The organism is Xanthomonas prunicola (assembly GCF_002846205.1).
Taxonomy (GTDB): Bacteria; Pseudomonadota; Gammaproteobacteria; order Xanthomonadales; family Xanthomonadaceae; genus Xanthomonas; species Xanthomonas prunicola.
Map to the genome: position 1 here is coordinate 705,929 of NZ_PHKV01000003.1, position 13,676 is coordinate 719,604.

The 13,676-nt window shown below is 65.2% G+C and carries 9 protein-coding genes and 1 other RNA gene; 2 read left to right on the forward strand and 8 right to left on the reverse strand.

Annotated elements, in window-relative coordinates:
- Positions 1–30: 30 nt before the first annotated feature.
- The 4 genes from purF to folC all read right to left on the reverse strand — a co-directional run bounded on the left by purF (position 31) and on the right by folC (position 4,934).
- On the reverse strand, positions 31–1,497 hold the full coding sequence (gene purF / locus XpruCFBP8353_RS13155; RefSeq protein WP_016902228.1) for an amidophosphoribosyltransferase: 1,467 nt from the start codon (positions 1,495–1,497) through the stop codon (positions 31–33).
- 30 nt (positions 1,498–1,527) lie between these two features.
- Entirely contained in the window at positions 1,528–2,274 is a 747-nt protein-coding gene (locus tag XpruCFBP8353_RS13160) for a CvpA family protein (RefSeq protein WP_101363607.1), read from the reverse strand.
- A 214-nt stretch (positions 2,275–2,488) separates the two neighbouring features.
- Positions 2,489–3,568, reverse strand: a complete 1,080-nt coding sequence (locus tag XpruCFBP8353_RS13165; RefSeq protein ID WP_101363608.1) for an SPOR domain-containing protein — start codon at positions 3,566–3,568, stop codon at positions 2,489–2,491.
- Positions 3,569–3,635: 67 nt separating this feature from the next.
- On the reverse strand, positions 3,636–4,934 hold the full coding sequence (gene folC, locus XpruCFBP8353_RS13170; protein ID WP_101363609.1) for a bifunctional tetrahydrofolate synthase/dihydrofolate synthase: 1,299 nt from the start codon (positions 4,932–4,934) through the stop codon (positions 3,636–3,638).
- A 182-nt stretch (positions 4,935–5,116) separates the two neighbouring features.
- Here folC and XpruCFBP8353_RS13175 point away from each other — a divergent pair.
- Positions 5,117–5,193, forward strand: a non-coding RNA gene (locus XpruCFBP8353_RS13175) — sX9 sRNA.
- 108 nt (positions 5,194–5,301) lie between these two features.
- On the opposite strand, the gene XpruCFBP8353_RS13180 is transcribed toward XpruCFBP8353_RS13175, so the two are convergent.
- The 4 genes from XpruCFBP8353_RS13180 to XpruCFBP8353_RS13195 form a co-directional block, all read right to left on the reverse strand.
- Positions 5,302–5,856 carry a hypothetical protein gene (locus tag XpruCFBP8353_RS13180; RefSeq protein ID WP_101363610.1) on the reverse strand — a complete coding sequence of 185 codons (555 nt, stop codon included), beginning with the start codon at positions 5,854–5,856 and terminating at the stop codon, positions 5,302–5,304.
- 47 nt (positions 5,857–5,903) lie between these two features.
- Entirely contained in the window at positions 5,904–6,548 is a 645-nt protein-coding gene (locus XpruCFBP8353_RS13185; RefSeq protein WP_101363611.1) for a histidine phosphatase family protein, read from the reverse strand.
- Positions 6,549–6,639: 91 nt separating this feature from the next.
- Positions 6,640–8,715 (reverse strand): S46 family peptidase, encoded by a 2,076-nt coding sequence (locus XpruCFBP8353_RS13190; protein ID WP_207759639.1) that lies wholly within the window; start codon positions 8,713–8,715, stop codon positions 6,640–6,642.
- 238 nt (positions 8,716–8,953) lie between these two features.
- On the reverse strand, positions 8,954–11,035 hold the full coding sequence (locus XpruCFBP8353_RS13195; protein ID WP_101363613.1) for a phosphocholine-specific phospholipase C: 2,082 nt from the start codon (positions 11,033–11,035) through the stop codon (positions 8,954–8,956).
- Positions 11,036–11,119: 84 nt separating this feature from the next.
- Between XpruCFBP8353_RS13195 and XpruCFBP8353_RS13200 the strand changes: the two genes are divergently transcribed.
- Positions 11,120–13,561, forward strand: coding sequence for a TonB-dependent receptor (locus XpruCFBP8353_RS13200; RefSeq protein ID WP_101363614.1), 2,442 nt, complete (start codon positions 11,120–11,122; stop codon positions 13,559–13,561).
- The last annotated feature ends 115 nt before the right edge of the window (positions 13,562–13,676 follow it).

Consider the following 13,676-nt stretch of genomic DNA (forward strand, 5'->3'; position numbering starts at 1 on the left):
GCGGCCAATCGGCCGCGTCGCCGCGGTAACTCAGGCGCGGCGACGCTTCTTGGCATCGTCCGAGCGCAGTTGCTGGATGCGTTCGAAATAGCCCGGCTCGATACCGGTGATGTATTCGCCGTTGAAGCACGAGGAATCGAACTGCTGGATGTCCGGGTTGCCCTCGCGCACGGCCACTTCCAGGTCTTCCAGATCCTGGTAGATCAGCCAGTCGCAGCCCAAAAATTCCTGGATTTCCAGCTCGCTGCGGCCATGCGCGATCAGTTCTTCGGCCGCCGGCATGTCGATGCCGTAGATATTGGGATAACGCACCGGCGGCGCGGCCGAGGCCAGATACACCTTGCGCGCACCGGCGTCGCGCGCCATCTGCACGATCTGCCGGCTGGTGGTGCCGCGCACGATCGAATCGTCGACCAGCAGCACCACGCGGTTGCGGAACTCCAGGTGGATCGGATTGAGCTTGCGCCGCACCGATTTCTGCCGCTCGCCCTGCCCCGGCATGATGAAGGTGCGGCCCACGTAACGGTTCTTGACGAAACCCTCGCGGTATTTCACGCCGAGCACATTGGACATTTCCAGCGCCACATCGCGCGAGGTATCCGGGATCGGGATGATGGTGTCGATATCGTGGTCCGGGCGCAGCCGCAGGATCTTCTCGCCCAGCTTCAGGCCCATGCGCATGCGCGCCTTGTGCACCGAAATATTGTCGATCATCGAATCGGGACGCGCGAAGTACACGTACTCGAAGATGCACGGCGCGTTGACGGTCGGCGCAGCGCAGACTTCCGAAAACAGCTCGCCGCGCGCGGTGATCACCATCGCCTCGCCGGGACGCACGTCGCGCACGCGCTGGTAGCCAAGGATGTCCAGCGCGGCCGATTCGGAGGAGACGATGTATTCGGTACCTTCGGCGTGTTCGCGCTTGCCCAGCACCAGCGGACGGATGCCGTGCGGGTCGCGGAAGGCCACCAGACCCAGGCCCAGCACCACGCTCACCACCGCATAGCCGCCCTTGCAACGACGGTGCACGCCGGCCACCGCGCGGATTGCCGCCTCGGGGGTGAGCATGCGCTGCGCGTCCAGTTCGTAGGCGAACACGTTCAGCAGCACTTCGCTGTCCGAATCGGTGTTGATGTTGCGGCGGTCGGCTTCGAACACCTGCTGGCGCAGGGCCTCGGTGTTGATCAGGTTGCCGTTGTGGGCCAGCGCGATGCCGTAGGGCGAATTGACGTAGAACGGCTGCGCCTCGTCCATGCCTTCCGAGCCTGCGGTCGGGTAGCGGCAATGCGCGATGCCGACGCGACCTTCCAGCACCGCCATCTTCTTTTCGTCGAAGACATCGCGTACCAGGCCATTGGCTTTTTGCACGCGCAAGCGCGTGCCGTCGGCGGTGGCGATGCCTGCGGCGTCCTGCCCACGATGCTGCAGGACGGTCAGGCCGTCATAAAGTTGCCCGGCGACGTTCTGGTTGCCGACAATACCGACGATGCCACACATGGTGCGCGTTCTCCGCTTCGGCTTGCGCCGTTACTGTGAAGGGGGCCGTGCCTGGCCGTGGGATTCGACCCGAGCCGGGTCGCTTTCTCCGCCGCGAACCTGCGCCGGATCGATGTTGGCCGGCATCGCCTGCGCCGGACTGCGTCCGTCGCTGGCGGCGTTGCCGGGTTTGCCGAGCGCCCGCGACACGGTGTCGCTCAGTCCAGACCCGGACAGCATTTTGCCCAGGTCCGTATTATCGCCTGTCGAAGGCAACTTCCCCAACTCCGTGGGCAGGTTGCCCAGTTCCATGGATGGCATGTCCATCGACGGCATGCGCCAGGCCGGAAGTTGCGCCCGCATCCAGCCTGCGCCTGGCTGCAGCATGGGCAGCAGCACCGACTGGCGCCATGCCGGCTCGCGCGGCAGCGGGGTGAAGCCCATCAGCAACACCAGCACGCTGGCCAGAAACCCCCCGCGCACCACGCCCAGGCCGAAGCCGAGCATGCGGTCGGTGCCGCCGAGCTTGATCGCATCCACGCCGGCGCGGATCACCATGCCGATCACCGCCACACTGATCAGCACGCCGACGAACACCATCGCGTAACCGCCGAACGATTCGGTGGCCGACGGATGCTTGCCATCGGCCAGCCAGCGCGCGGCCGCGCCGCCGAACATGAAGGTCGCCCAGCCGGCCAGCAACCAGGACAACGTGCCGACCACGATCGCGACGAAGCCGCGCAGCAGGCCCAACAAAGCCGACACCAGAATGATGACGCCCAGCACCATGTCGATCATCGGCAACCTCTCCGCGCGGCGCGTACGCCGCTAGTGCAATCTGGCTCGGTCTTCATTGCCCTCCCCTCCGTGGGTGCGAGGCGTTCGGAAATCCACTGACTGCGGGCCGCGCAGTGCAGGCAGTTAGCGGACCCATGACGGGGCGCCAGCACTGCAGTGTACGAGCGGCTGCCACATGCGCAGCGGCCGCGTTTGCTTGCGGCCGGCGCACAGGTTACGGATGTGGCCGCACCATGCCGGAAATACCGACCTTGGCTGCCACCTGCGCACGCAACTGTTCGGCATCGCCGCGATTGGCGACCGGGCCGACACGCACGCGGTTGAGCGCGCCCTTGTCGGTCCGTACCTGTTCGACGAAGGCGCTGAAGCCGGCAGCGCGCACGCGGTCGCGCAAGGCATCGGCATCTTCGGCGCGCGCGAACGCACCCAGCTGCACTGCAAAACCGACCGAACTGGCCGCGGGCGCTGCCGGCGCAGTAGCTGCCGGCTTGGCAGGCTCAGGCCTGGCAGCGACGTCGGGCTTGGCGACGGCAGGCGTCCGGGTTACAGGCTTGGCGACTTCGGGCTTGGCCGGCGCGGGCTTGGCCACTTCGGTCGGCTTGGGCGCGGCCACCGGCTTGGCGGGCTCTGGCGGCAGGCTTTCGGTCTTGGTCGGTGCGGTGGTGCTGGCGGCGGCGACGCTGCTGCCAGGTTTCGCGACGGTCGCCGGCGCTGGCGTGCTGGCGACCGGCGCCGGAGCGGCGGCGTTGGCATCCAACGTCACCACCTGGGCGTTGACGTCGCTGCGCACCTTCACTGCCTGCAGGCGCGCCGATTCGGCCTGGGCCTGGTCGGCATACGGTCCAATCCGCACGCGCCAGGCCGGGCGGCCGTTGATCTGGGTTTTTTCGCTGAAGCCGGGCAACTGCGCCTGCTTGAGCCGCGCGATCACCGCATCGGCGTCGGCGCTGGTGGCGTACGCACCGAAATTGACCGCGTAATTGCCAGCGGCCACTTCCGGCGCGGAAGGCGTGCTGGACGGGGCGGCAAGATCGGCCGCATCGGGGTTGTTCTGCACCGGCGACGGCGCACCGGCCATGCCCAGCGCGCCACCGGCCGGCGCATTGCCCGGGGTGACCAGCGGCAATTCGCGGGTTTCGAACTCGCCATTGGCGGGTGCTGCCGGTGCCTCGAGCGGCACATCGGCCACACCGCTCGACGGCGCGGGGCCCTTGACCAGCATCGGCAGGAAGATCACGGCAAGCGCCACCAGAACGATGGCGCCAATCAGTCGCTGTTTCAGAGCAGTGTCCACAGTAAAGAGCGCTACAGGCGTGGCGGGGTGCCGCAGTGATTATAAGGCCGGCGCCACCTCGCCGACCCTAGTGGGCTGAACGAAGTGCGTTCAGCGCGTCGGCAACGGTGTGAAACGAGCCAAACACCAGCACGCGGTCGCCGGTCCTGGCCATGTCCAGGACCGCGCGCACTGCGCTGGCAACGTCGCGATGGCACGGCGCTTGCGCGGCGGCACTGCCCTGCAGACGGGCCTGCAACGCCTGCGCAGATTGCCCGCGCGCGCCCTCCAGCCCCGCCAACACCCAGTGATCGATCTGCGCGGCGACTGCCTCCACCACGCCCAGCACATCCTTGTCGGCCAATGCGGCGTAGATCGCATAGCTGCTGCCGGCGTGCGCCTGCGTACCAAGCGCGGCGGCCAGCGCGCGCGCGGCCTGCGGGTTGTGGCCGACATCCAGCAAGACCTGCACGCCATCGACTTCAAGGCGCTGCAGTCGGCCGGCCACTTGCGCGTTGCCGATGCCCTGCGCCCAGGCTGCAGCGGGCACCTCCAACGGCAACGCCTGCAATGCGGCGATCGCGGCAGCGGCGTTGGCCAGCTGCACCGGCGCGTGCAGTGCCGGCATCGGCAATTCCAGTGTCACTGCCACATCGCGCCAGCGCCAGCGTGGCGCATCGGATTGCGGGCTCTCGGCGTGCGGTGTGTCGATTGGCTCGAAGAAATAATCGCTGCCGGCACGGATCGCATTGGCACCCAGCTGGTAGGCGCGCCGCAGCACGCTGGACGGCGGATCGATCTCGCCCAGCACCACCGGCTTCCAGGCGCGGATGATGCCGGCCTTCTCGGTGCCGATCGCCTCGCGGTCTTCGCCTAGCCAATCGGTATGGTCGATATCGACGGTTGTGATCACCGCCACATCCGAATCGACGATGTTCACCGCATCCAGGCGTCCGCCCAGGCCGATTTCCAGCACCGCCAACTCCAGCGTGGACCGCTGAAACAACCACAGCGCCGCCAGCGTGCCGAACTCGAAGTAGGTCAACGCAGTGTCGCCGCGTGCTGCCTCAACTGCGGCAAACGCGTCCACCAGCTGCGCGTCGCTAGCCTCGTTTCCATCGATGCGCACGCGCTCGTTGTAGCGCAGCAAGTGCGGCGAGGTGTAGGCCCCAACCTTCCAGCCTGCGGCACGGCCGATCGCCTCGATGAAGGCCACCGTCGAGCCCTTGCCATTGGTCCCACCCACGACGATGACGTGCGTTGCCGGCGCTTCGATCTGCAGCCGCACGGCGACCTCGCGCACACGCTCCAAGCCCATGGCAATGGCGCTGGGATGCTGCTGCTCGATGTAGGCGAGCCAGCCGGAGAGCGTAGTGGGGGTGGTCATGGGGTTACCTGATGTCGTGCGACCGACATTATCGCGTTTGTGACGCCAGTGTGGCCTACCAACGGTCGCAACACTGGGTGCATGGCCTGGGCAGATGGCGCTGGCGAGGCAACGCACCTTAGAGCGGCTAACAAAGCTACTGCACAGCAGTCAGGCGGACGCGGTCGGTGCTCGGAATCGGCATGGACCACACGTACGCTCCGGTTCTGAGCGCGCCGCCCACACCCACCTGACGACTGCTCGCTACGTTCTGTTAGCCGCTCTTAGTTTCCTGACGGGCAATGGTGCGCATGAGGCAAAGATGAAATCGCAAGTCATCACCTGAGCGACCACATCACGCCATCCAGGACGGCAGGTCACGACCCAATCACTGATGGGTGGCATTGAGATGAAGATTGCGCACTGTGGAGCCAGCAGCGGAGCGTTTCCCCTCGATCACTGCCTGTACATGTCCGCCACCCAAATCAGGAGCTTCACCAGCCAACATACAAAGCCGTTGCGGGGCCCCACGCGGCATGGGGTCCACGGTCACCGCATGCGGGCATAGCAAACTCCCAGACGCCGAGCGGATCACGACATCTTCTGAGTACACATCGCCAAAGACTTGTGTCCATACCCAGGGACCGAGTCTGACAATCAATGCCCATCCCAGCATCGCAATGACGATCCCCAGCAACGACCATCGGAACATGACGCTACCGACACCATGTCCTTCGATCTGACGTTGAAGCCGGCCAGTTGCATTGGCCCAGAGCAACAAGGAAAAAAACATCGCAGCTGCAACACATGCGACCACAACGGTCAGATCGATTAATGCATTCGTCGGCGGAAGAAACCTGAAATAGTGGACTAGCAGAAAAAACGCGAATGTCAGAAAGAGGCAGGCGAGCTGCAGACTTCCTGTGTACCGCGACATGTCCATGATGACTCGTCTGCGTCCTGGTAGACCTGCGCTGACGTCGCCAGACGCTACAACGCCCGATGCTTGGCCTCGCCAAAGAACGGTGTGTGGTGGGCGCAGTCGTTGAGGCGGACCACTTCGAGGTGCTCGACGTCATCGCCTTCGAACAGATTGAGTGTGGTCGGGGCCTGGCGGAAGCTCCACAACTTGGACAGCGGCAGCCCCAGGATCTTGCACAGGATCACGCGGTTGACCGCGTCGTGCGCGACCACCAGCAAGGTGTCGTCGGCGCCCAGTCCATCGGCGGCGCGCACCAGGCCGCGCCAGCTACGGTCCAGCACCTGGCGCAATGATTCGCCGCCAGGCATCAGCACGGTGTCGGGCTCTTCGCGCCAGGCGCGCAGACGCGCGGGATCCTTGTCGTTGATCTCGCTGGCCAGCAGGCCCTCCCATTCGCCGTGCGCGATTTCCTGCAGGTCGGCATCGGTCTGCAGCAGTGACTCGCGCGCCGCGCCCAGCGCGGCCTTGGCAGTGGCCTGCGCGCGCGACAACGGCGACGCCACTGCGCGATCGATCTGCAGCGTGTGCAGCCGTTCGCCCAATGCGCGCGCCTGGCCTTCGCCGACCGGCGACAGCGGAATATCGATCTGGCCCTGGTAACGGCCTTCGGCGTTCCACGGCGTCTCGCCGTGACGAGCAAGCAGGATGCGCATGCGCTGGGAGTTCCTTGGGGGAGGGACCGGCTCGCCGCAGCGAAACCGGACCGCATCATAACCCCTGCCGCCGCCCCGCCGGCCGGCCGCGTCAGCGCACGCCGAGTTCCTTCAAGAGCTGTGGTGCCGGGGCGACTTCGGTCATGATCCAGCGCAGATAACGACTATCCACGGCGATCATGCGGGTCATTGCCGGGTCGAAGACCCAGTTGCTGCTCACCGACTCCCAATTTCCGTCGAATGCCAGGCCGACCAGCTTGCCCTGCGCGTCCATCACCGGCGAACCGGAGTTGCCACCGGTGATGTCCAGGTCCGACAGGAAGTTGACCGGTACCGTGCCCAGGCGCTTGTCTTCCAGGCCGGCATAGCGCTTGGCCTTGACCGCATCCAGCAGGGCCTTGGGCGAATCGAACGGATCGACGCCGGTGTCCTTGGCGGCGACTCCCTCCAAGGTGGTGAACGGCGTGTAGGCCATGCCATCCTTGGGTGTGTAGCCCTTGACGTGACCGAAGGTGATGCGCAGCGAGGAGTTGGCGTCCGGATAGACGAACTCACCCTGGCTCTTCTTGTAGTCGGCCAGCGCCTGCAGATAGCGCGGGCGCGCCAGCAGTTCCTCGCCTTTGCGACGTTTTTCCTCGCGCTCGATCTGCAGCAGCGCCGGCATCAGCGCCACCGCATAGCGCAGCGCCGGATCGTCGCTGGCCTCGAACGCCGCGCGGTCGGCATGCAGCCACTTCAAGCGCTCTTCAGTGCTGCCCAGCGTGGTGCCGGCCAGTCGCGCCGCGGCGGCCTGCGCGTCGGCGCCGGCCAGCCACTGGTCCAGCGCCGGCAAGCGCTGCGCAGCGGGCAGCTTCAGGTACTGGTCGAACCAGTAGCGCTGTAACTGCCCATCCATCGAGGCGACGTAGCGACGCTCCATCTGCTTCTGCGCGCCCTCGATCTCCGGCAGGTCGCGCTCTTGGTAGCCTGGTTCGCGTTCGGCGTCAGGTTTGGCGCGTTCGATTGCCAGCCGGTACAGCGACAGCGCGCTGCCGAGCACGCCGGTACGGCGCATCTGGCGCAGGACCAAGTCGCGGTCGCGGGTGGCCTTGGCCTGCTCGTCCAGCGCCAGCAGTTGCGTATGTGCCTGCAGCGCGGCGCGGCCGTCGCGGCCCTGGCGCTTGAGCCAGGCCAGCACGGCGCGTTCCTCGGCCTGCTTCTGCGTGGCCGCGTCGATGCGCGTGAAACCCTGCAACTGGCCTTCGTAGTTCTTGGCTGCGTTGTTCCAGTTGGCCATGGTCGCGGCGTACTTCACCTGGATATCCGGGTCCTGCTTGCCGGCCTGCTCGACCAGTGCGATCAGGTCGCGGTACTGACGTCCAGCGATGGGATAGGCCCAGTTGGCGGTGTTGTCGAATTCGGCGGCCAACGCGTAGCGATTGGTGCGACCCGGGTAGCCGGCAACCATCACGAAGTCGCCGGCGCCCAGCGGCTGGTCGGCAAATTTGAGGAAGTGCTTGGGACGGTACGGCACATTGTCCTTGGCATAGGCGGCGGGCTTGCCGTCCTTGCCGACATAGGCACGGTAAAACGAGAAATCGCCCGTGTGGCGCGGCCACATCCAATTGTCGACGTCGCCGCCGAATTTGCCGATCCCCGATGGCGGCGCGTAGGCCAGGCGGACGTCGCGGATCTCCAGGGTGCGGAACAGCCGGTAGGTGTTGCCGCCGGAAAAGCTATACAGCTCGCAGCGGTAACCGGCCTCGGACTCGCAGGCCGCGACCTGTGCCTTGTCGAACGTTTCCAGCGCCTGGGTGCGCTTGAGCGCATCGTTACCGGCGCCGTCGATCGCCGCCTTCGCCTGCTCGGTGACGTCGGTGATGCGGTCGAGCACGTAGATGCGCGCGTTCGGCCCGGCGCTCAGTTCCGCGCCGGCGCTGGTGGCGCTGAACCCGTCGCGGATCAGATTCTTCTGCGCAGTGGAGTTGAGTTGGATCGCGCCGTAGGCGCAATGGTGATTGGTCACCACCAGCCCTTGCGGCGACACAAAGCTGGCGGTGCAGCCGCCAAGCGACACCACGGCGCCCATCGGATCGCCGGTCAGGTCGGCCAGTTGCTGCGGCGAAAGACGCAAGCCTGCTTGCTGGAGTGGGCCGGCAATCTCCGGCAATTGTTGTGGAACCCACATCCCCTCGCCGGCCTGTGCAGATGAAGTCACTGCCAGCGCGGCCAGCATGGAAACAGCAAGTAGGTTCGGACGCATCCACAGCCCCAGGGTTATTTTCGTTATAGTGTAACGCTGGCGTCTGCGAACTACCCCATGACTGATGGCAGGGTCTGCGTGTGCTGTCTCGACACGCAGACATGGTCGGCGCGCAGCACGCGCCAGCTGATCGGCCCGCAGCGTACCGGGGCTGAGCGTCGGCTTAGACGCGGCCGAACGCGGGGTCGCTACGACTGGACCTGCCGGTTTCCAGATGCCCGGCCAGCCGGCGACGGAAGGCGCTACCCGGTTGCTCGACCACAAGGTCGTACCAGTGATCGCTGGCGGCGAGCGCTAAGCGAATGGTCTCGCGCTGACCTGCGGCCAACTGCAACGTGCGTTCGGTTGGATCTGCGTAGTCCAGCGCACGTAGCTGCAAGGTGCATGCGTGCTGCCCCGCATTGCCGATCTCCAGCACCAATGCGTCGCCATCCTGCCGCGCATCTACCCACGGCGCTGCCGATGGCGTGGAGGTCGGTGAACTCTCGCCAGCGAATTCGCGCAGGAAGCCATTGGGCCCATGCACACGCAAAGCGTACGCACCGTGCTGTGTCGCCCCGACCGGCACATCGTCCAGCTGCGTGCCGGGCAGCACCGTGTAGTACCACGGGCCGCCGCTGGCAGCGCTGCTGTAGACGTTGAACGCTGCTGCAGCTGCGCCGCTATTGATGAACTGCAACTGCAGGCCTACGGCATCGTGCACGCGTGCGTGCACCTGCAAGGCATATGGCAGCGCCCGCGCAGGACGTTGTCCTGGCTCCTGTTTCGGCATCGTTGCGGCGGTGGGTGGCGCCGGCTGCGGTTTATCGCGTACGGCAGCTGTACGTGCGCGATAGTCCTCGACCGACGGCAACGCGCTCAATGCCGAATCGTCCGGCTTGCGGAAGTCGAACACGCTGGTGAGATCGCCACTCACCGCGCGACGCCACGGGCTGATGTTCGGCTCGGCCACGCCGAAGCGCCGCTCCAGCAGGCGCAGTACCGAAGTGTGATCGAATACCTGCGAGTTGACCCAGCCACCGCGCGTCCAAGGTGAAATCACCAGCATCGGCACGCGAACACCCAGACCGATCGGCAAGCCGTCGTAGACCTCGCCGCGCGTGTCGACATTGCTGCGGCCCATGCGTGCGTCCAGTGCCGGCAATGGCGCGGGCACATGATCGAAGAAGCCGTCGTTTTCGTCGTAATTGATGATCAACGCGGTCTTTGCCCACACCTCCGGATTGGAGGTGAGTGCATCGATCAAACGCGCCACCAGCGACTCGCCGTACGCAGGCGGTGCTTCCGGGTGTTCGCAATAGGCGGTGGGCGGAATGACCCACGACACCTGCGGCAGACGATTGGCCTGCACATCGGCGGCGATCGCGGCAACCAGATGCTCGGCCTGGGTGGTGGCGGCATTGTCCGCGGTGGAACCGGGCACGCATGCACGGGCACGCTGGTAACGCTCGTCGTCTGCGTGCAGATCGCGATAGTGCGAAAAATACGCCAGCGAGTTGCAGCCGAAATTGTCGTATTCCTGATACACGCGCCAGTCCACGCCGGCAGCCTGCAGACGCTGTGCGTACGTGGTCCATTCCAGCGCTGCATAGCCGAGCGCGTCGCGCGCCATGTCCGCGGTCCAGTTGCCATCGTCGGCATTGGTCACTGCCTGCGCACCGACGTTTCCCACGCTCGGGCCGCTGGTACCGGTGAACAGATACATGCGATTGGGGTTGGTCGGCCCGTGCAGGGAGCAGTAGTAGCCATCGCAGATGGTGAACGCGTCGGCAAGCGCGTGGTAGTAAGGGATGTCGTGACGCTGGAAATATCCCATCGTCAATTCGCCCTTGTACGGGACCCACGCATCGTATTCGGCCCAGCGGACCGGATCCTGCCCATGGCCGGCCTTCCAGGAGTGATCCAGGCTCTTGATCAGGGGCGCGCAGGTATTTTGCGAATCGAACGCAAACGGCAGCAGGCGCCGTCCATCGGCTGCGGGCTGGCTCCATACCGGATGACCATCGCGCAGTTGCAGCGCGCGCGGATCGCCGAAACCACGCACGCCACGCAGTGCACCAAAGTAATGATCGAACGAGCGGTTTTCCTGCATCAGGATCACCACATGTTCGAGATCGCGCAAGGTGCCGGTCCGCGAGTTGGCTGGCAGCGCAAGCGCGCGGCCGATCGACGATGGCAAGGCGCCAGCAGCGGTGAGCGCGGCCACGCGCTTGAGGAAATCGCGGCGCGAAGGGGAAGACGTCATGGCGGCAAAACCTGCAGAAAAGTACGCGTACGTCGACACGTATAGCGGGCGAGCGCGACAGTTTTGCGACAGCCACCGTCATCAATGTTTCATGAGCCGTTGACACCCTGCGTCGCGAAACGCCGGCGTTACGCCGTGCATCCGCCCTCAGCCGTGCCCGAACAGGACCGCCCCATGACTTCCGCTCGTCGCTTTCATGTCACTCCGCTGGCGCTTGCCCTGGCAACGCTGCTTCCCGTCATCGCGCAGGCCGCGTCGCCCGCCGACCCGGCCGACCCGGCTGCCGTTGCTCCGGCGGAGGCAGCGCTGCCGGCCGATGCCAATGCCAATGCCAATGCCAATGCCACGCAATTGGATGCGATCAACGTGGTGTCGCAAGGCAGCACGCGCCAGGTGCAGCGCATCAGCCGGCAGGACATCGAGCAGCTGACACCCGGCAGCAGCGCATTCAAGGCGGTGGAAAAACTACCGGGCGTGCAGTTCCAGTCCGCCGATCCGTTTGGCACGTACGAATGGTCCACACAGGTCACCTTGCATGGCTTCGATCAAAGTCGCCTGGGTTATACGCTCGACGGTATTCCACTCGGCAACATGAGCTACGGCGTGACCAATGGCTTGCACATCACGCGCGCCATCATTTCGGAAAACCTCGGGTCGGTGGAGATTGCGCAAGGCGCCGGCGCGCTTGGCACTGCGTCCAATACCAATCTGGGCGGCACGATGCAGTTCTACTCGGCCGATCCGCTGACCACGCCCGGCGCGCGGTTGGTGCAGACGGTGGGCAGCGACGCGACGCGCCGCACCTTCGTACGTGCCGACACCGGCGATCGCGATGGATTATCGGCATATCTGTCCTACGCCAATGCCAGCACCGACAAGTGGAAGGGCTATGGCGATCAAAAATCCGAGCAGGCCAATCTCAAGACGGTGTACCAATGGGGCGACGGCAACCGTCTGAGCCTGTTCGTGGATACCTCGCGGCGCAAGGAATACGACTACATGGATCTGTCGTTGACCAGCCAGCGCGCGCTCGGCTGGGATTACGATTACCTGCAGCCGGATTGGGCCACCGCCGTGCAGATGGCACGCGCTTATCAGAACACCGGCGCCACCAGCGGCGTGGCCAACGGCTACCCGCAATCGCTGGCTGGCCTGCCCAGCGACTACAGTTGGCTCGATGCCAGCTACTACGCCGGCGGCGGCCTGCGCCGCGACAATCTGGCCGGCTTGTCGGGCACCTTCGTGTTTGGCGGCGCCACGCTCGATGCCAGCGGCTATTACCACGGCAATCGTGGCGAAGGGCAATGGGTGACGCCGTATGTGCGTACCTCTGCAGACATTCCATTGTCGATGCGCACCACCGACTACGGTCTGGACCGCTTCGGCGGCACCAGCGCATTGAAATGGTCGTGGGGCAATCACGATCTGGAAGTGGGCGCATGGGCAGAAAACGCGCGCACCTCGCAGGGCCGCAATTACTTCGCGCTCGGCACCCAGGGATACACCTCCCTGTACAACGTGTACGAAGCGCAGACGCCGTTTCGCCGCGATTTCCTGCAGCGCTACACCACCCAGACCCGCATGCTGTACCTGCAGGACACCGTACGCCTGCTCGACGACCGCTTGACCCTGAACTACGGCGCAAAGGCGCTCAACACCACCACGCGCGCGCAATCGCTGGTGCCGACCACCGCACTGGCGCAAGGCCGTATCCGTGCCGAAGATAATTTCCTGCCGCAGGTAGGCGTGAACTACAAACTCGATGAGCGCCAGGACCTCTACGCGTCCTACAGCAAGAACATCGCCGCCTTCGGCTTCACCCCGTTCGCCACCTCGCAAGCCGCCTTCGACCGCAGCCGCGCCACGCTGGAGCCGGAGCAATCGCAGACCGTGCAGGTGGGCTATCGCGTGCAGGATGCGCAGTTCCAGCTGTCGGCTGATGCCTACTTCACCAAGTTCTCCAATCGCCTGCTGACCACCTCCCCGTGCACCGCGGTGCAGACCTGCGCCTCGATCCTCAGCAACGTCGGCGCAGTGCATAGCACCGGTGCGGATCTGGCACTGATGTGGCGCCCGACCGAAGGCTTGAGCTGGTTGAACTCGCTCTCGTGGAACCGCTCGCGTTACCAGGACGATTACCTCAACAACGGTGTGGTCGCGACGTCCGGCAAGGATGTGGTCGGCATCCCGGCGTTGATGTTCTCTTCCAGCGCCAGCTATCAGATCGGCAACCTGCGTTTGGATCTGGATGGCAAGTACGTGGACAAGCGCTACATTACCTTCCTCAACGACTCGCAGGTGCCGTCGTACTGGCTGTTCAATGCCGGCGCGCGTTACGACTTCGGCCGTGTCGGCGGTGTGGCGGATGTGGCCCTGGCGCTCAACGTCAGCAACCTCACCGACAAGCGCTACTTCGCCAGCACCGGCACCAACGGCTATGTCGCCTCCGATCCGGATGGCTATAACCAGACCATGGTGGTTGGCGCACCGCGGCAGTACTTCATGAGTCTGGATGTGAAGTTCTGAGCAACTCTGCACCGTCCAAGGCGCCCTCACCCGACGCTACGCGCCACCTTCTCCCGCGTGCGGGAGAAGGCAGGCCGACGGCGCCCCGGCGCCGTGAGCCGGTCTGCCGCGCCCT